At 61.5% G+C, this 18175-nt stretch carries 16 protein-coding genes; 1 reads left to right on the plus strand and 15 read right to left on the minus strand.

The features are described from left to right. Window positions 1–136 precede the first annotated feature (136 nt). Window positions 137–466 carry an H-NS histone family protein gene (locus QQJ96_RS20210; protein ID WP_284333836.1) on the plus strand — a complete coding sequence of 110 codons (330 nt, stop codon included), beginning with the start codon at window positions 137–139 and terminating at the stop codon, window positions 464–466. 78 nt (window positions 467–544) lie between these two features. Here the strand turns inward: QQJ96_RS20210 and QQJ96_RS20215 are convergent, their stop codons facing one another. From QQJ96_RS20215 to hemP, 15 genes are all read right to left on the minus strand, one after another. Next, window positions 545–1831 carry a threonine/serine exporter family protein gene (locus QQJ96_RS20215; protein WP_284333837.1) on the minus strand — a complete coding sequence of 429 codons (1287 nt, stop codon included), beginning with the start codon at window positions 1829–1831 and terminating at the stop codon, window positions 545–547. Window positions 1832–1973: 142 nt separating this feature from the next. Then, a complete protein-coding gene (locus QQJ96_RS20220) occupies window positions 1974–3350 on the minus strand; it encodes a sensor histidine kinase (protein WP_284333838.1) in 1377 nt (458 codons plus the stop codon). A 235-nt stretch (window positions 3351–3585) separates the two neighbouring features. After that, on the minus strand, window positions 3586–4929 hold the full coding sequence (locus QQJ96_RS20225; protein WP_284333839.1) for a sigma-54-dependent transcriptional regulator: 1344 nt from the start codon (window positions 4927–4929) through the stop codon (window positions 3586–3588). Between the two features lie 98 nt (window positions 4930–5027). After that, the gene (locus QQJ96_RS20230) at window positions 5028–5807 is read right to left on the minus strand and encodes a L,D-transpeptidase family protein (protein WP_284333840.1); all 780 of its coding nucleotides are present in this window, start codon (window positions 5805–5807) and stop codon (window positions 5028–5030) included. A gap of 109 nt (window positions 5808–5916) precedes the next feature. After that, on the minus strand, window positions 5917–7071 hold the full coding sequence (locus QQJ96_RS20235; RefSeq protein WP_284333841.1) for an alpha/beta fold hydrolase: 1155 nt from the start codon (window positions 7069–7071) through the stop codon (window positions 5917–5919). A gap of 38 nt (window positions 7072–7109) precedes the next feature. Next, the gene (locus QQJ96_RS20240) at window positions 7110–8327 is read right to left on the minus strand and encodes an ABC transporter permease (protein WP_284334040.1); all 1218 of its coding nucleotides are present in this window, start codon (window positions 8325–8327) and stop codon (window positions 7110–7112) included. Between the two features lie 10 nt (window positions 8328–8337). After that, a complete protein-coding gene (locus QQJ96_RS20245; RefSeq protein WP_284333842.1) occupies window positions 8338–9666 on the minus strand; it encodes an ABC transporter permease in 1329 nt (442 codons plus the stop codon). Between the two features lie 32 nt (window positions 9667–9698). Further along, window positions 9699–10952 (minus strand): ABC transporter permease, encoded by a 1254-nt coding sequence (locus tag QQJ96_RS20250; RefSeq protein ID WP_284333843.1) that lies wholly within the window; start codon window positions 10950–10952, stop codon window positions 9699–9701. Window positions 10953–10964: 12 nt separating this feature from the next. Continuing rightward, entirely contained in the window at window positions 10965–12290 is a 1326-nt protein-coding gene (locus tag QQJ96_RS20255) for an ABC transporter permease (protein ID WP_284333844.1), read from the minus strand. Between the two features lie 132 nt (window positions 12291–12422). Further along, the gene (locus QQJ96_RS20260) at window positions 12423–13655 is read right to left on the minus strand and encodes an ABC transporter permease (RefSeq protein ID WP_284333845.1); all 1233 of its coding nucleotides are present in this window, start codon (window positions 13653–13655) and stop codon (window positions 12423–12425) included. Between the two features lie 14 nt (window positions 13656–13669). After that, on the minus strand, window positions 13670–14980 hold the full coding sequence (locus QQJ96_RS20265) for an ABC transporter permease (RefSeq protein WP_284333846.1): 1311 nt from the start codon (window positions 14978–14980) through the stop codon (window positions 13670–13672). A gap of 113 nt (window positions 14981–15093) precedes the next feature. Beyond that, entirely contained in the window at window positions 15094–15816 is a 723-nt protein-coding gene (locus QQJ96_RS20270) for an ABC transporter ATP-binding protein (protein WP_284333847.1), read from the minus strand. Window positions 15817–15843: 27 nt separating this feature from the next. After that, window positions 15844–17115 carry an efflux RND transporter periplasmic adaptor subunit gene (locus QQJ96_RS20275; RefSeq protein WP_284333848.1) on the minus strand — a complete coding sequence of 424 codons (1272 nt, stop codon included), beginning with the start codon at window positions 17113–17115 and terminating at the stop codon, window positions 15844–15846. A 170-nt stretch (window positions 17116–17285) separates the two neighbouring features. After that, complete coding sequence (locus tag QQJ96_RS20280) at window positions 17286–17849, minus strand: hypothetical protein (RefSeq protein ID WP_284333849.1); 564 nt, start codon at window positions 17847–17849, stop codon at window positions 17286–17288. 79 nt (window positions 17850–17928) lie between these two features. After that, the gene (gene hemP / locus QQJ96_RS20285; protein ID WP_284333850.1) at window positions 17929–18138 is read right to left on the minus strand and encodes a hemin uptake protein HemP; all 210 of its coding nucleotides are present in this window, start codon (window positions 18136–18138) and stop codon (window positions 17929–17931) included. Between the last annotated feature and the right edge of the window lie 37 nt (window positions 18139–18175).

An 18175-nucleotide genomic window follows, 5' to 3' on the forward strand; every position in this document is an offset into this window, starting at 1 on the left:
AAAAGCATTTTCTTGACGCAAGCGCGCTTTACAATTTTGTCTTTAATGGGAGAGAATCAAAAATACATGCGGGCATTTATTTCCAAATCCAACAGCCCGCAATGTCCTATTCATTCTCTTTACCGGAGTCCGCTTCATGGCCATTGATATCAAGAGCCTCAACCATAACCAACTCAATGACCTGATCCAGAAGGCGCAGGCGCGCCAACAGGAATTGGAGAAGGAAAAAGTCACCCGCGTGCGCGAAAAGGTGCAAGCCTTGCTGAAGGCCGAAGGCATCAGCTTCGAGGAAGTATTCGGTGGCGGTGCCGCCGTACGCGGCAAGCGCCGCGCCACGGGTTCGGTAGCGCCCAAATACCGCAACCCCGCCGATCCGGAACAGACCTGGTCCGGCCGTGGCAAGCGTCCGCGCTGGTTCAACGATGCATTGAAGGCCGGCAAGAAGGAAAAGGATCTGGCGATCTGAATTTATCCGGGTCGCACGCGCAACGCCGGCCTAGAGCCGGCGTTGTTGTTTTGCGTAGGCCGGGATGGTAATCCCAACCTATAACGACCTTCTCGGCGCAATCAGCAATTCGCCGAACATCAATCCCGCCACCAGCGAAATCAAGATCGTCACCAGCAGCACGGTGGAGTCGAAGCCCAGCGTCGCATTGCGATCAAGTAGATACGAAACGCTGCGAAAGCCCACGCTGCCTGGCACCAGCAGCAAGATGCCAGGCTCGCGGATGACCGCCCCGGGGCGCCCGGCGTAGCGCGCATACACATTCGCCAGCGCGCTGAGCAACAATCCGCCGAGGAACACGCCAAACGGGGCACCCGGCAACTTGACGAAAACGGTACCGCCCAGTCGCGTAGCGACATAGCCCACGATCACCGCGAAAATCACCGCCGGCCAATCGCGCCAAGCGGCGCGGAACAGCATCGCAAAGGCGATCGCCGCCACCAGCAGGGCGGGATAGTCCATCCACGACGGCAAGGCCGGCAAGGCGAAATCGCGGGGCTCGATGCCAAGCACGGCGCAGATCTGAGTGGCCGCCACCGTACCGAAAGTGAGCTTGAGCAGGGTCGACATCGCGCCACCCATGCGGGCCATGCCAGCCACCAGGTGCTGGCTGGATATCTCGCGTACCGCCGTAGTCAAGGACATCCCCGGCACCAGCACGATCAGGCCGGCCAGCACCACCGACTTGATCGCCAGCGGTATTACGAAGGCGCTGAAGACGATGGCGACCAGGGTGGCCACCATGGCGCAGATCGCATCGCTGGCCACCTGCAGGCGCGGGCGCGTGCCCGACAGGATGGTGATAGCGCCGATGATCAGGCCCACGAAAGCGGCCACGCATAGATCCACCCACGAGCTATGCAGGAACAAGGCGTCGATTGCCGCCGCGGACAAACCGTAGCTGATTATCACGCTGGCTTGCTGGCTTGGCGTATCCGGTAGCTCCAGTGCGCGTAGCAGGCGAAAGCCTTCGCGCAGGTCCAGTTCGCCGGCGATCACCCGATCGGCAATCTCGTCGGCCCGGCACAGCTTGTCCAGGTTCACGTCGCCCGGCAGCAGGCGGATCACCTGGGTGACCTGCGCCAGACGCGCATCTTCGCCATGCGCGAGATCGGCAAAGGAAATGATGATCGCCGTGGGACTGGACCATACGTCGGCGCTCAGGCCGATACGTTGCGCCGAACCGCTGATCGCCATCTCCAGGCGCGGCGAAGAGGCGCCGTATTTGTGCAGCCGGGTGGCCAATTCCACCAGGAAGGCGATGCGGGTATTGATCGCCGTGGTGGCGAAGGATGGCAAGGGCGATCGAATGGCGGATTGAGGCATGGCGCCATTCTTACCGGAAGCGCGTCGCTTGGGTATGTCGGTTTGGGCGCTTGGTGATGCCATCGGCGATGGCCGCAATGTGCGCCCTCCCTGAATGCCGAGCCAGAGGCCGCCATGCGCAGGTTGTGCTGCAACCCCCGAGCTACGACGTCGAGGGGCCCGGCTGCGGCAGCAACAGCGTCACGCGCAAGCCGCCATCTTCGCGATTGGCCAAGGCAATACGGCCGCCATGCGCCTCGCTGATCTCGCGCGCCAGAGCCAGGCCCAGCCCCGTGCCGGAACGCTTGGTGGAATAGAACGGCAGCAGCGCCTGCGCCAGCACCGCTTCGCTCATGCCTGGGCCGCGGTCGGCGACTTCGATCCGCAGTTCATGCCCGATGAGGCTTAGCCCCAAGGTAACGCCTTCCGGCGGGCTGCCCGACTCGTGCGCGTTCTTCACCAGGTTGATCAGCACCTGCTCGATCTGCACCGGATCGAACCAGCCTGGTTGCGGCGGTGCTTGGCCTTGCAGCTGGAACTGGCAATGCAAGGTGAGCGCATCCAGGAACGGCGGCCATTCCACCGTTACCGGCCGCGGCGCGGGCAGTTTGGCGAAACGCGCGTAACCGTCGATGAAACCATGCAGGTGTCGCGCACGCTCGCCGATCGTGGCGAACACGCCCGGCAGCCGCTCCAAGTCACCACGTCGCGCCAGCTCGGCACCCGAATGCGCCATGGACGAAATCGGCGCCAACGAATTGTTCAACTCATGGCTGACCACTCGGATCACTCGCTTCCACGCCGCGACTTCCTGGCGTGACAGTTCACGTGTCATGCGGCGGAACAATTGCAGTCGATGGGGCCGTCCCTGCAAGCGGAAAGCGCGCTGCGAAAGATGGAACGTCTCTTCGCTACCGTCCATTTCCACGCTGAACAAGGCGTCTTCGGCGCCTTCCGTCGCCTTGCGCAACGCCTCAGGCATGTCGGCTATCAGCGTGGCGAAATGCAGGCCGTTGAGACTGCGGCCTTCATGGAACAAATGCCGTGCCGCGATATTGGCATACGCAACGCGGCCGCTGGTATCGGTCAGCACCAAGGCCACCGGCGTGTTCTGCACCACGGTATCGAGCAACAGCTCGCGCTGGGTGAGATTCTGGCGCTGTTCGCGCAAGGTCCGCCCCAGTTCATTGTGCACACGCACCAGGTCACCCAGTTCATCGCGCCGGTTGAGCGCGATGGAAATGCTGAAATCGCCATCGCGATAACTCGCCACGGCGCTTTCCAGCGCGCGCAGCAGGCGTTTTACCGGATTCATCACGATATGCGCGAAGCACCACGATAGCGGGGCCAGGATGGCAGCACAGATCACCGCCGCCTCACTGCGATTGGGCGTGGCGACTTCAAGCCCCAGCTCGTGATGCAGCCACGCGAGGATTTCCGGCAAAGGCCAGTGCGTAACGCCAATGCAGACCAACGCCCCCGTCAACGCGGCCACGGCCAGCCAGAGGGTGAAGCGCGCCTCCAGCGATCTCAGGCGCATAGGGGGTTCCTGCTTGGACGTGCGCGCTGCGGCATGGCCGATCTCTTGATGGATTGCGGCTGTTCTACACGTTGTGAGTGTTGGACACCACTGCCGGAATACAGTCTGCGCGTGCTGGCACCTCCTCCCTGCTGCACGCAGCGCGTAGGCTGGGATGACAATCCCAGCTTTCTACGCAACATCCCGATGCTGGGATTGCCATCCCAGCCTACGCGCTGGACTGGCAAAGCGTGCGTTACGCCTGAGTCATCAAGCCATAGCGTTCCATGCGCCGATACAACGCCTGCCGGGACAAACCCAACGACTGCGCCGCGCGGCTGACCACACCCTCCGCCTTGTGCAGCGCCGCCTCCACCACTTCACGGCTGGGCTCGTCGAGGTTGCGTACCGCCGCGGGACCGGCTTGCTGCGGCAGGTTGAGCAGCTCGGGGGTGATGGCTTGGTTGCCGGCCAACAAGGCGGCACGTTCGATGGCATTTTTCAGCTCGCGCACGTTGCCCGGCCACGGATAAGCCAGCATGGCCTCGCGTGCGGCATCGCTGAGTTGCGCGCGGCCGGCCAGAAAATGCTCGGCCAGCAATAGGATGTCGTCAATGCGCTCGGCCAGTGGCGGCAGGTTCACGTCGATCACGTTGAGGCGGTAATACAGATCCTCGCGGAACGTACCGGCGCGTATCATGCCCTTCAGATCGGCATTGGTGGCACTGAGCACACGCACCTTCACCTTGCGCGTGCGACCGGAACCCAACCGTTCGAATTGCCCGGTCTCCAGCACGCGCAGCAGTTTCATCTGGCCGGGCAAAGGCAGGTTGCCGATTTCATCCAGGAACAGCGTGCCGCCATCGGCCAGTTCGAAGCGCCCCTCGCGCGCCTTGTTGGCGCCGGTGTAAGCCCCCGCGTCGGCACCGAACAGCTCAGCCTCGATCAGCTCGCCCGGCAAGGCGCCGCAGTTGACCGCCACGAAGGGGCCGTTCTTCACCGCGGAATTGGCATGCACGATGGCCGCGATACGCTCCTTGCCCGAGCCGTTGGGGCCGGTGATCAGCACCGGCACGTCAGAGCGCGCGACCTGGCAGGCCAGGTCGATCGTGCGCGCCATCGCTTCGGAGGCGAAGACCAGGCCATCCAGCTCGTAGCGGCGTTGCAGGTCTTCGCGACGCTTGCGGCGCTCCATCCGCGTACGGTTGACTTCACGCGTGGACTCGGACAACTCCAGCAGGTTTTCCACCGTCGCCAGCAGCTTGGCATCGTCCCAGGGCTTGGACAGATAGTCGGCTGCACCGGCCTTCACCAGCTCCACCGCGGTTTCCAGATGCGTCCATGCGGTCAGCAAAATGACCGGCAGATCGGTGTAGCGCTGGCGGATCGCGCGAAACAGCTCCACGCCCTCCTCGCCGGAGGTGGTGTCGGCCGTGAAATTCATGTCCTGGATCACCACGTCCACGCTCTGGCGCGCCAGCGTCGCCAACCCCTCCTCGGGCGTCAGGGTCACCAGGGGGCGCACGTCGTGCAGCGAAAGCAGCAGCGAAAGCGCCTCGCCCACGGCCGGATTGTCGTCGATGATCAGTACGGTACGCATTCGTCGTCTACACATGCAGGCATGGATGCCGCTCCCGCCGAAAAGGTTGCCATGCCGAGCGGCCTTAAGTAAAACCTGGCGTGGTCATCTGCCGTCGCCTACTCGCCAGCCGGGAGCTTGGGCCATCCCAGACGCTGACGTACTTGCTCGTACCGGCCACGCGGCATTTGCACCAGCAGGGGCGACTTCGCCGGATCGAACCACTCGAGCAGTTGCTGGATATCCTCCTTTGGCATGGCGGTGCAGCCAACCGTGCCCTGCCCGGCTCCGCGCCAGATATGCAGGAAGATGCACGAGCCGCCACCGGGCCTGGTCGGATGGGCGTTGTGGTTGACGTAAGCGCCCCAGTGATAGAGCTCGTCATCCCGCAGCATGTGTTCGGAGCTGTTCCAATCCGGCGCGCCGATGTTCCGACGGTCGACAATGCGGTTGTAGTACTGCGACTTGGCATCATCCACGCACTCTACCGATGAAGTTAGAGGCATGTACGACATCCGCGAACCGGCCAGCGGTTGCGGTTCGTACCCGAATGCCGTCCCCAGCGAGAACATACCCGCCGGCGCTTTGCCATCCCCTTCCTGCTTGACTGGATCACCGGCATCGGCGCCCAGCCGTTTGGCAGGGATCAAGCCGCTCCCCCATGCCAGCCCGGTCTTGCCCACCACGATGGGAAACGGTTGTCCGACGGCAGTCCACTTGTCGTTTGATCCATCGCGCGCAAACCGCTGCAGAGTGCCGCTAACACTGTTCCAGTCAGCGGTGGTGACGACCACGATCTGGCGCGCGGCCTCCGGCATGCCTTGTGCCCGCGCCGGTAACGAAGGGAGCACGCAGGCTGCGAAAATTGGCAACCAGGCAAGGCGAATCCATTTGCTCATGAGCTTTGGCCTCCTGAAGGATTGATCGCATGGTGCCGCCCTCGCATAACGGCAACCACGCCAGACGACCTGACTTATAGCAAAAAACGCCGAATCCCGGCCTGCACGTTCACCGGTCCCTCGCCACCTCGGCCGGCGCCGCGTCGCCCGCCTTTTGCGCCAACGGCAGCGCATCATCCACCAGGTGCATCAGGAAGCGGCCAGGCTGCTCCTCCATCACCATATGCGCGGAGTCGGCGAACATTACCAAGTGCTTCGACGGCGCCTGCAGCTTGTCGAACCACTGCTCAGCCAGCACATGTGAAGTGGTTTCGTCATGCGCCCCCACAAACAGGATGACCGGGCAGCCGAAGCGCGTGGCGTTGTCAAAATCGATATCGATCAGAGCAGACTTCAAATGCCGGATCGAAAACGCACCGCCCTTGTTGATCGCATCCAGTTCCTTCAGGCTGTAATCGGGCGACAACTCTTCGACATCGGATCGGTAGTCGAGATTCTGTCGTCCATAGGTCAGGCCGCCGTAATACATCTCCCATTTGCTGCGCACGCCCAGACGCTCGAGCGTAAGCGGCGCCGTCCCGGGATAAGGCGCGATGGCCTGCAATTCTTTCAGCGCGGCTGCGTTGCCGCTGGCTTTCGCCTGCTGCAACGCGAAGGCATATCCCAGCTCCTCGTTTCGGCGAACGTTCACCACCTGGCCCACTCCGATATAGGCATAGAACCAATCGGGATGCTGCTGTGCCAGCCGCGTTCCCAGTACGGTTCCCCATGAATGGCCCATCAGGAAAATTTTCTGCTTGTCAAAGCGTGTGCGCAGATATTGCACCACTTGGGCGGCGTCATCCGTCATGCCTTCGACGGTCATGCCGGGCGCCATCTGCTGCTCGGCATTCGCCGCATAGGTCTTGCCGGCGCCACGCTGGTCCCACTGCACTACCGTGAAATAGTCCTCCCACGGCGACTGATAGAGGTAATCGTCCGGTATGTTCGGCGAACCGGGACCACCGTGCAGTACCAGCAAAATCGGATTGCGGCGATCCCGGCCGCGAATCGAGAGCCACTGATCGATACCATTGATGGGTACTTTCACCAGCTCCTGGACGCCGTTGGGCGCCACGATACGGTTTGCATTGGCGATGATCCGCGTGACCTCCGTGCGGGTCATCGTCTCGCCCTTGTCTTGTGCCGGAACAACCTCAGATGTTGCGGCCATAGCGAGCAGCGGCACCAGTGCAACAATGGGCAACAGCCATGTGAATCGCATTCTTATTGCTTCCTCTTCAGTTTATGTCGTCCGGTCGTTCATACGGATCTCGTCGCCACAACCGGGGGTACCGCCGCTGCACGCAGGGCCGGGCCCAGTACGGCGAGCTGGCCGAGCAGCCACAGCACGATGGCGCTCGTCACCAGGTAAGCGGCTGGCAGATGGGTGACCTCGTAAGCCTTCATCAGCACCAGGTTCAAGGTATAGGCCAGCAAGACGCCGAACAGAATGCCCATCGTCACGATGAGGAAATTTTCGATCTGAAAGTAACGAAGTACGTCGCCACGCGTCGCACCAATGGCGCGGCGAATGCCAATCTGCTTGCGGCGCTGTTGCACCCAGAAACTTGCCAGGCCAACGATGCCCAATGCCGTCACCAGCATTAGTGCGGCAATCACGCCAAGCAGTATGCCGACCATGGCGCGATCGTTAAGGAAGTAGCGCTCACGCAAATCGCTGAGCAATCCACTACCGTCGTGGTCGACAACGACCTCCGGCGCGATTTTCGGGATCGCCAGCATCACCTCGCGGAAAACACGCGGCAGCTCACGTGGGTCGGCCTGGATCACGTAGCCGCCACCCATTTCGTTGCCTGGCGTGGCGGCAACGAAGGCCGAAAAATCGCGTCCGGCCGCTGCCCGGCTCTCCGGCTCCGGAATGGTGAGATGATCGACCACGCCAATCACCCGGAAATGAAAATCGATGCACCAGAAATCCTTGCCCAAGGGATTCTCTCCCGGCCACACGGAATCGGCCAGCGAACGGGTGATCAGCACCATCGAATCCCTTGGCACGAATCCGTTCGCTATCGACCGATAGTCATCGGTCGTCGGCATGCGACCTGCCACCAGGCGCAGGTTCAGCGCGCGCAAGCTTGCAGCGTCACCGATATAGGTGTTGATTTCGTGGCTGTAACGCTGACGCGCGGGATCGATGGTGATGCCGTTTATGCTGCTGTTATCGCCAAACGGTATGGTGTTGAGAACACCGACCCCCTTCACGCCTGGTATGGCTGAAAGACCCGCGATGATGCGCGCATTCAGATCGTTTGTGCGGCCGCGGTCGTAACCGTCCAGGACCAGATAGGCCAGCGACTTTTCGTCCACGCCGCTCACGACATGCATGGCGTGGATGCGATTGACGATCAAGAAGCAGGCATTGCACAACACCGCGCATGCCAGAGCGATCTCCAAGGCAATCAGGAACGTCGCAATGCGGTGGCGACGCAGGGCCGCCAGTATCGGTCGAATCTGCATCATGCCAACCTCATAGCGTCTTCAGTTGCAATGCGGGCGCAATGCGGCTTGCGCGCAATGCCGGCAAAGTGCCCGCGAACGCACTTACCAACACGGCAAGCAGGAACGTCAGGCCGAACATCGAAACGTCCAGATGCGCGAGGTCCGCATAAGCCACGGGCTGCCGGCGCACCAGCCCCAAACCAACCAGCGTAAGCAACCATCCACCGGCTCCACCGAATACGCCGATCACGCTTGCCTCGATCAGGCACTGGGCGAAAATCTGCCGACGCGAAGCACCCAATGCACGGCGTATGCCGATTTCGCCACTACGGCGCAGAAACTTCACCAGCAGCAAACCGACGGTGTTGCACAGGCAAATCACCAGGAAGGAAAGCGCCAGCCATGCCTGCAAGCGCACGTCGCTGGGCACTACCTGATTGAACTGAAGCCAGTCCATCAGATCGCGCAATCGCGTATTGTCCGCATAGCTGATCCGGCCCAATGCCTTCTGCTGTGCAGCGTAATTGGCAAGGAACGACCTATACGAGGTCACCTTGGCCTTTGAATCGAGCTCTACCCACAGGCCGATCCATTCGCAACCCGCACCCATCAGATGCCCAGGTACCTTGGGAGCGTCCCAGCAATTGAACTGTTCGAAATGGCCATCGTTGACCTCCAGTCCGGTATAGAAGGGCGTAAAAGCATCTTCGGGCTTCGCATAGTAGTCGGCCGTCTGCCCCTGGCTGAAGCGGCCGCCGGCCACGTCGTAGAACTGCGGCGCTGGACGCCACGGCTTGAGCACACCCACGATGCGAACATCGTCGTTACGCAGCCGCAGCGTTCGCCCCACACTGTTGACGCCGCCATAAAGCCTGTCGTTGAGCTCCGAGGAAATCACCGCGACCCGGCTTCGCCGTGCATCATCTTCGCCGGTCCACGAACCACCGTACTGAAACGGCACGTCGAACATGGTGAAGAAATCCGCCGTGGTGGACATCAACATCCCCATGGATGGAGGACGCTTGACGTCGGGGGCCGACAGCTTCACCGGGCTCTCCACGACCAATGCCTGGCGATCCGCGTTGTGTTTGCTCCACAAGTCGATAGCCGATTGATAATCCAGCTTGTCCGGCGGCTCCTGATGACGGCTGGCCGCACCGTTCGGGTTCGGATCGACCTGTGCATAGAAAAGAACGTCGCTCTTGCCGGGCAACGGATTGCCCGACAACAGATGCATGACCGTCAGCGTGGTCATGCTTGCCCCGATGCCGACGGCGATCGCCAGCACCATCAAGCCGGTAAGCACCTTGTTGTGCCTGAGGCTGCGTATCGCCAGGTGGAAGTAATAGGACAACATGGACGCTCCTTTTCGCCGGTCCCTTGGGTCCGCTACACCGAGCGCGTCGCCACCACCGGCGGCACGTTCGAAGCACGCCGCGCCGGCACGAACACCGCGATCTGCCCCAGCGCCACCACCACGGCCAGCCCGGCCAGTACGTAGTAGGCCGGCATGCTTTGCATTTCGAACTTGCTCATCAGTACCCGGTTCAAGGCGACCGCCAGGACTATGCCGACCAGAGCGCCGCCGCCGGCGATCATCAGGTTCTCCATCTGGAAGTAATGCAGGATGTCGATCTTGCGCGCTCCCAATGCGCGGCGCACACCGATCTGGCGATGGCGCTGGCCGACCCAGAAACTGGTGAGGCCCACAATGCCTGCCGCCGTGACGGCCAGCAGGATCAGGCAGATCACCCCCATCAGCACCGCCATGCCGATGTCCGCGCGATAGGCCTCGGCACGAATGTCCTTGAATGACTTGACGCTGTCGTCATCGAGCACGCGCATGGCATTGACGGCGTACAACTTTGACGGCACCGCACGCATCACCGCTTCGAGCCGCCCTGGCTTGGTACGCACCGCATAGCGCGAGAAATTGCTATTCATGCGAAGCGGTGCGATGGTGGAGTTCCATACGAAACTGCTGGCCCAACTGCCCACGGAGGGCACCTGCAGACGTTCCACTTCGCCGACGATGGTGCTCGGCGTATTGCTACCGTCGAGGTAAATGGCCTTGCCGAGCGCGTCACCCTGCGGAAACAACTTGTCCGCCAGCGGCTTGGTGACGATGATGACATTGGGCTCGCTAGAATCACGCAGCGCCTTGTGAGCCACGTCCGCCGCGGTGAAGTTACGCCCGGCAACCAGATGCAGGCCAAACGTCTTCAGCAGCTGCTCATCGCCAAAATAGAAGGTCGTGCGTGCGTTACCCGCGCGCATATCGGTGCCCGGCTTCAATGACTCCGAGCCATTCCAGCTCGATGGAAACAACGGCACCGAATTGACGGGCGTTACGGACTCGACGCCCGGCATCGAGCCTAGAGCATTGAGGTCCTCGCGCAACATCGTGTCCAGTTTCTCAAGGTCGGCCGGACTGTCGCCGCTCGGCGCCCCCACCCATTGCTGGGTGACCAGGAACAGATTGGTTTCATCCAGACCGGTCCGTCGCTGCACGTTCTGGATGCGCGCATAAATGATGAAGACCGCGTTGCAGACAATAGCCAGCGTCAAGGCAATCTGCAGCGCGATCAGCACCACGCCGGCCTTGTGCTTGCGCAATGCTGCGATCATGGGGGGCAAGGACATGACGGCGTCTCCTTAGTTCGTTTTCAGCTGCAACGCGGGCTGTACGCGCGAGGCACGGAAGGTGGGGTAAAGGCCGGCCAGCATCGTGGCAAGAACCGCGATCGCCAGGGTGAGCGCCAACAGGCTCAAATCAACGCGTGCCAGGGAAGCGATTTCCTTGGGCAGCACCCAGCTCACGCCATGGATGCCCACCCAGGTCAGCAATAGGCCGAGCAAGCCTCCGGACAGGCCGACCGTGCCGGCTTCGACCAGGAATTGCACATAGATGGCCATGCGCGGCGCGCCCAAAGCTCGGCGCACGCCGATTTCGGAACTGCGGCGCAGGAACTTCGCTAGCAGCAAGCCGGCCGTATTCACCAGGCAGGCAATCAGCAGACCCAAAGCCACCAGCAGCGATATCTTGGTGTCGCTCGGCACCACATGCTCGGACTCCAGCCACGCCGGCAGGTCGCGCAAGCGGTTGTTCAAGGCCCAATTGAAGCGTCCGGACGCCTTCTGATCGCGGAAATAGCCATCCAGGTAATCCTTGTAGGCGGACACCGCCGCCTTGTCGTCCAGTTGCACCATATACGCGATCCACACGCAGGACGACTGCTGCAGCCCGACGAAACCTGAGCCCGTGGGAACTTCCGCGCAATTGGTATTGCCATCGTTACCCATGCCGACATCGATGGCCCGGGTAAAGGGCAGGAACACATCCTCTTGCCCGGTAGTGAATCCGCCGGTGTTGACCACGTCGAAGAACGTCGGCTTGGGATTCCAATTGTCCAGCACGCCTACGACGCGATAGTCCTTGCTGTCGATGTTGACGGTCTTGCCCACGCTGTTGGCGCCGCCGAACAGCTTCTGGTTGAGCTTGCTATTGATCACCACCACCGAGGCGTGCTGCGCATCGCTATCGGCACCCCATGCACCGCCGAACTGGAACGGCACGTCGAGCATGCTGAAGAATTCGCTGTAGACCGCATGCCCGCCGACGTTGATCGGATGCATGTGCGGATCGGGCGGAACGACCGAGGGTGAAACGCGATACATCGCCGACTGGTATTTGCCGCGGTGATCGCGCATCAAAGCTACTGCATCGGTGTAGTCCAGCGCTTCCGGTGGCTCGTTGCCGCTGGATCCGTCCGAATGCCCTTTCGGCCCCCAGATGTCGATTTGCGGCACGAACAGCCGCGAGGACTTCCAGGGAATCGGATCGCCCGATACCGCGCGGAACACCGAATAGCTGGTCATGGAAGCGGCCACACCAAAACCGACGATCAGTATCATCAGCGCGGTAAGACCCGGGCTTCGTTTCAGACTGCGTACTGCAAGATCAAGGTAATAGCCCAGCATATGCTGCCTCCCCGTTTCAATTCATCGCTCTTGCGAGCGTGCCCTTCATACCCAACGTGTCGCCTCCACAGGCGCTACACGCTGTGCGCGTAGCGCAGGCGCCCACGGCCCCTTGCCCGAGCAGATGCATGTTCATGCCGGACGTGTCGCCTCGATGGGAGGGACGCGCGATGCGCGCAGCGCTGGAGCAAACACTGCTCCCTGCCCCAACAACAACAAGATGACGACGCCACCCAATACGTAAGTCAGCGGCAACATGGCCAGTGTGAAGCGGGTGACCAGCCAGAGATTGAGGCCGAACGCCAGTAGCACGCCGATCGCCAGGCCGCCCAGGCTGATCAGCAGGTTTTCCGTCATGAAGTAATTGAGGATATCGCGATGCGTGGCACCCAATGCCCGACGCACTCCGATCTGCCGGCGCCGCTGCCCCACCCAGAAGCTGGTGAGTCCGACAATGCCGGCCGCCGTAATGGCCAGCAGCACCACGCAAATGATGCCCATCAGGATTGCCATGCCACGATCTCTTTCAAACGCGCGATGACGCACTTGGGCGAAGCTGAGCAAACCGTCCTTGGGATCGATTATGCGCATGCGATTTTCCGCATACAGCGCCTTCGGCGCTTCACGCATTGCCGCGGCAAGTTGTCCGGACTTGGCGCGTACGATGTAGAAGAGCCCCGAGGGAACCGCCAACCGAATCGGCACCACCATCGATTCGCCCGCGTAGGGTGCGCTCCAGGTACTGACATCGCCCCGATGCAGCACGTCCACAATGCCGATTACGGTGATGGGCGTGCTGGTCATCGCATAGAACGTCTTGCCGAGCGCCTCACCTTTGGGAAACAGTTTGTCGGCCATCGCCTTGGTGATGATGGCGACGGGCGTAGCGACGTTCTGCCTCAAGCCCATGTTTTGCACTTCTTCCGGCCGGAAGTCACGTCCGGCGATCAGCTTGACGCCGAGCGTGCGCAAAAAGTTTTCGTCGCCGGTGAAATAGGCCGCGTCGCTGGTCGGGGCGCGCTGATCCGGTTGCATGGTGATGAAGTTATCCCAGCCTACGCCTCTCATCGGATAGCTATTGGCGGCGGAAGCTTCCTGGACACTTGGCAATTGCCGCAGCGTAGCGATGTCCTGCTGGATCCTTTCCACGGTCTCCTGTGTGGAGTACTGCGCTCCCCACTGGTTCGCGATCACAAACAGATCGGCCTCGTCCACACCGCTAGGCTCGCTGATGTGCGCGACGCGCTCATGGATAATGAACAGGGCATTGCAGACGATGGCCAGCGTCAAAGCGATCTGCAATGCGATCAGGACCGTACCCGCCTTGTGACGGCGCAGCGCGACGAGAATGGGCTGAATATGCATGAACTCTCCCCGCCTTAGTTGGATTTCAGTTGCCAGGCCGGCTGCACCTGCGCGGCGCGCCAAGCTGGATAGAACGCAGCCGCGATGGTGGCGAAGACGGCGGCCACCAGGGTTAGCCCGATCAGGGACACATCCAGATGCGCAAGCCGCGCAATCTCCGGTTCAAACAGCAGCCCCACCCCCGACATGCCCACTGCTGTGAGCAACAGCCCCAGCAGTCCTCCGGCCAGTCCGACTGCTGCGGCTTCGACCAGATATTGCGCATAGATTTCGTGCCGGGTCGCGCCCAACGCGCGACGCACACCGATCTCGCCGGCGCGGCGCATGAACTTTGCCAGCAGCAGGCCGATCGTGTTGACCAGGCAGATGGCAAAAAAGCTCATGGCCACGATCAGCGAAATACGGCTCTCCGGTGGAACGGAATGCTGGACCTCCTGCCACTGCATCACATCGGGCAAGCGCACGTTCGGCGCCCAGCCGAAACGGCCCGCGCGCTGCTGATCGGCCGAATAGCTTTCAAGGAAGCTGCGATAGCGAGCAACGTCACTGGAGGTGTCCAACTCCACCCATGGCATCAGCCACACGCAGTTGCTTTGCAGGAATTCGCCCCAGTTTTTGTAGGTAATCGCGCCGCGACAGCTGTTCCTGCCATCGTTGTCGATTTGCAGGTCGAGCGCACGGTTGAGCAATAGGTAGTAATCAGGCGGATTGTCGAATTCGGCCCCCATCCATGCAACGTAAAAACGCGGCGATGGGTCCCAGTGCCTGGTCACGCCAACGACGCGGTAGTCATGCCCGGAAAGGGTAATCTTCCGCCCGACGCTGTTGGCGCCCCCGAACATGCGTTGATTAAAGCCATCGCTAAGCACGATATCGGCTGCGCGGCTATCGTCATCGGCGGTACTCCAGCCGCTGCCGTAGAGAAACGACGCATCGAACATGGTGAAAAAGTCGGCCGTTACGGCATAACCCTCGGTAGCGATCGGCACGCTGTCGGCATCGCGGGGCAGCGTTGACAACCCGACCTGGTAAATGAGCGTCATGCGCGAAGCCTGATGCGCCCTTGTCAAGGCCATCGCGTCAACGTAGTTCAAGGCGCCCGGCGGATCGCCCTTTTCGTTCCGCCCCGGCCCCCAACTGTCGATCTGTGGTACGAACAGCCGTGAAGACTTGTCTGGTATCGGATTGCCGGATACGGCGCGAAACACCGAGTAGGTGATCATCGAAGCCGATACGCCAAACCCGATCGCCATGACCATCAGCGCCGTGAGCATGGGGTTGCGCCGGAGGCTGCGCAGACCAAGTTGGAGGTAATAGGCGAGCATGGTTAGAGGTGTCTCGTATCGCTGAAAGTTTTTACGCTGCCGATGTTCGGCGCGCGTTCCCCGTTCTTGCCGCGAACTGCCCCTCCCCTGCCAAGCAGGGGAGGGAGTTTTGGTTACCCACGCACTTGTCCGGCCGCTGCGGCGTACGCGGTGTGGAAACGCGGGTCCTCTGCCAGGTCCACTACCTGACCATCGATAACGTGCACGTTGCGCTGCGCACGCGCGGCCAGCTCCGGATCATGCGTGACCATCACGATGGTCGCGCCGTCGCGATGGATTTCTTCCAGCAGCTCCATCACGCCACGGGCCATCTGCGTATCCAGGTTGCCGGTGGGTTCGTCGGCGAGCAGCAAGCGCGGGCTGCCGGCAAGTGCACGTGCGATGGCGACGCGCTGCTGCTGACCGCCGGATAGTTCCGCCGGATAGTGTTTGGCGCGCGAGGCCAGACCCACGCGCTCCAGCGCGCCCATGATGCGCTCCTTGCGTTCCGGCGCCTTCATGCCGCGGTAGCGCAGCGGCACTTCCACGTTGTCGAACACATTCAGATCGGGAATCAGGTTGAAGGCCTGGAAGATGAAGCCGATCTTCTCGTTGCGGATCTTCGAGCGTGCGTTGTCGTCGAGATTGCTGACGTCAAGATTGTCCAGGTGATAGGTACCGCCGGTGAAGGTTTCCAGCAAGCCCGCGATCGTAAGAAAGGTGGTCTTGCCCGAGCCGGATGGACCGGTCACGGCTACAAACTCGCCTTCCTTCACGTCGATGTTGAAATCGCGAAGCGCATAGGTTTCCACCACTTCGGTGCGATAGACCTTGGAGAGATGCGTCATTTTCAGCATGGGTGTCATTCCTTCTGGGTTTGGCTGTCAACGGCTTATTACGACGCGCTGTGCGCCTTTGAAATTGTCGGTACCGGAAATCACGATGTTGTCGCCTTCCTTCAGTCCATCGAGAATCTCCACTTTGTCGATGCTGCTCTCGCCTGCGCGGATCGGCGTCTTGGTGGCAATGCCGTCACGTACCACATAGGCATAGCTGCCGCCGGATTCGTCCACGAACGAGCCACGCTGCACCGTCAGTACATTATCGCGATGGTCTAGCAGGATGCGTACGGACAGGCGCTGGTTCTGGCGTAGTTGCTTGGGCGTGCCGCCATCGAAGCGCACGCGCGCTGCCACTTCGCCATTGACCACTTCGGGCGAAATCGCACTGACGATACCCTTCCAGGTGCTGCCGTTGCCGCTGATTTCTCCGCCCATACCCACAGCGAGATCGCGAGCGAAGCTTTCCGGCACCTTCACTTCCACCTCCAGGGCGGAAAGATCGATCACGCTGACCAGTTGCGCATCCTTGGCGACCGTCGCACGTTCGGCGATGAACAACTGGCCGACCTGGCCATCCACCGGCGAACGCACATTGAGGTTATCGACCTGTCGCTGCAGGTCCTGCACCATCAGCACCTGACGATCGTGCGCGAGCTTCTTGGCCTTGACGTTGAAAGTACCGGTGTCGTTGCCGAGATTGAGATCGGCCTGCGCGTGCGCCAGGGTGATCTTCGCCTTGTTCAGCGTGTCCTTGGCCTTGTCCACGTCCATCTGTGGCACGCCGCCGAGTTGGTAGGCTTTTTCATAGCGGTCAAAATCGCGTGCCGCGGTTTCCTCGTCGATCTTGGCGTTGTCGTACGCCTTCTGCATTTGCGACTGGTTGGTGCGCGCGGCGATCTGGGCGCTCAGATAGTCCACTTCCATCGCATCGGCGTTGGATTGCTCCTGGGCGAGCTTGTTGACCAGTTCGGGGCTGTCGATCAGCGCCAGCACCTGGCCCTTCTTCACCGTATCGCCGGCGTGCACTTTCAGCGTGACGGCACCGCCATAAGTGGCGTACAGCGTAGGACTCACCGCCGCGACCACCTGCCCTTCGGCCGCGATGTCGCGCACGAACGGCCCGCGCTGCACGGTGGCGAACGCCAATCGCGAAGCGCTGACCGAGGAATCGGCGGAAAAAAGACGCGTGACAGCTGGCGCAAAGAAGGCCAGGACGATCACGGCGGCCACGGCCCCGCCGATCCACAAGAGTTTCTTCTTGGGACTGGGCTTGACCTGGATCAGGCGGTCCTGGGCGGAAGTGTCACGAATCATGGTGTGGTCCTTGGCCGCGGACAGTGCGGCCCCCACCCATGATCAGCAATCCGCGTGCCAGCCCGCGAATGCCAAATTAATTCAAGAGGATCAGTAACTTAAAGTTACAATCATGATCCTTGCGGCTGTCCGCGGACACTCGCCGGACAGCGGACAGACGCCGGCATTCGCTACGGCTGCAGGACGGCGGACTCGGCCTGTGCGATGCGCCCGGCGATGCGCTCGCCAAGCGGCGACAGCGCAACGGAAGCACCCCGCTCCAGCAACAGCAAGCCAGCAAACTCACGCAGCCGGAAATTCATCACCCTGGCGTACTGCGGCCTCAGAGGTTGCGTGTGGAAAACTGCATCGGCATTCGCCTTGCAGGATGCCGCCAGCGCGTCCCAGGCGAGGTAGTCCGTATCGGGCAACAGATGCCAGCGTGCCAGCGTGCGGCCGAGCGAATCGACGCAATCGCACCATTCACGCGGCCCATCATCGGTGACCGCGCTGATGGCGACCAGCCAGTGCACGTCCAGCAAGGGAGCGAAGCTGTGCTGCATCACCAGCAAGCCTGGCGGCAAGGCGGTCGGCATCGCCGTGTTCGATACAGCCTGGAGATAGAGCACGCTGCCGAGTCCGGGCAATATGTCGATCAATGCCCGAGGAGTGATGCGCCTTGCGCGCCGTGATACGACAGCGCGTGCTGCACGGCGGCAAGGGGAAGAGGAACGGGTGGCAAGCCAGCCGAACATGGCGATCTCCTGCATGAAGACCCGGCTGGCGTAAACGGGCTGGCGGAACGGGTGGTAAGACTTGGGCGGCGCGGGCGCCTTATTTGGTCAGGATCAGCTTGCCGTTGCGCGTGAGGCGCAGATGGTATTCGCTGCCCAAATGCTGGATCACCAGTTCGCGCTCGCCGGCCAGCAGTCGCTGGCTGGAAATGCGGCGCACCGGCGGGGTCATGGCGACGCCGTCCGGATGGGACAGCGTCGGCGGTGGCTGTAAGCGGGAAAGAGTAAGTAGCGTACCGCTCGTGGACATGGCTGAACTCCATCGTCAGGGGGACGCTTGAATGATA

Source organism: Dyella flagellata (genome assembly GCF_030160275.1).
Taxonomy (GTDB): domain Bacteria; phylum Pseudomonadota; class Gammaproteobacteria; order Xanthomonadales; family Rhodanobacteraceae; genus Dyella_B; species Dyella_B flagellata.

Coding starts and splice junctions, on each gene's coding strand:
- QQJ96_RS20255 (WP_284333844.1), bottom strand. CDS start 12,290: ATGCTGGGCTATTACCTTGATCTTGCAGTACGCAGTCTGAAACGAAGC.
- QQJ96_RS20240 (WP_284334040.1), bottom strand. CDS start 8,327: ATGCAGATTCGACCGATACTGGCGGCCCTGCGTCGCCACCGCATTGCG.
- QQJ96_RS20250 (WP_284333843.1), bottom strand. CDS start 10,952: ATGTCCTTGCCCCCCATGATCGCAGCATTGCGCAAGCACAAGGCCGGC.
- QQJ96_RS20280 (WP_284333849.1), bottom strand. CDS start 17,849: ATGTTCGGCTGGCTTGCCACCCGTTCCTCTTCCCCTTGCCGCCGTGCA.
- QQJ96_RS20270 (WP_284333847.1), bottom strand. CDS start 15,816: ATGCTGAAAATGACGCATCTCTCCAAGGTCTATCGCACCGAAGTGGTG.
- hemP (WP_284333850.1), bottom strand. CDS start 18,138: ATGTCCACGAGCGGTACGCTACTTACTCTTTCCCGCTTACAGCCACCG.
- QQJ96_RS20275 (WP_284333848.1), bottom strand. CDS start 17,115: ATGATTCGTGACACTTCCGCCCAGGACCGCCTGATCCAGGTCAAGCCC.
- QQJ96_RS20235 (WP_284333841.1), bottom strand. CDS start 7,071: ATGCGATTCACATGGCTGTTGCCCATTGTTGCACTGGTGCCGCTGCTC.
- QQJ96_RS20230 (WP_284333840.1), bottom strand. CDS start 5,807: ATGAGCAAATGGATTCGCCTTGCCTGGTTGCCAATTTTCGCAGCCTGC.
- QQJ96_RS20265 (WP_284333846.1), bottom strand. CDS start 14,980: ATGCTCGCCTATTACCTCCAACTTGGTCTGCGCAGCCTCCGGCGCAAC.
- QQJ96_RS20225 (WP_284333839.1), bottom strand. CDS start 4,929: ATGCGTACCGTACTGATCATCGACGACAATCCGGCCGTGGGCGAGGCG.
- QQJ96_RS20210 (WP_284333836.1), top strand. CDS start 137: ATGGCCATTGATATCAAGAGCCTCAACCATAACCAACTCAATGACCTG.
- QQJ96_RS20260 (WP_284333845.1), bottom strand. CDS start 13,655: ATGCATATTCAGCCCATTCTCGTCGCGCTGCGCCGTCACAAGGCGGGT.
- QQJ96_RS20220 (WP_284333838.1), bottom strand. CDS start 3,350: ATGCGCCTGAGATCGCTGGAGGCGCGCTTCACCCTCTGGCTGGCCGTG.
- QQJ96_RS20245 (WP_284333842.1), bottom strand. CDS start 9,666: ATGTTGTCCTATTACTTCCACCTGGCGATACGCAGCCTCAGGCACAAC.
- QQJ96_RS20215 (WP_284333837.1), bottom strand. CDS start 1,831: ATGCCTCAATCCGCCATTCGATCGCCCTTGCCATCCTTCGCCACCACG.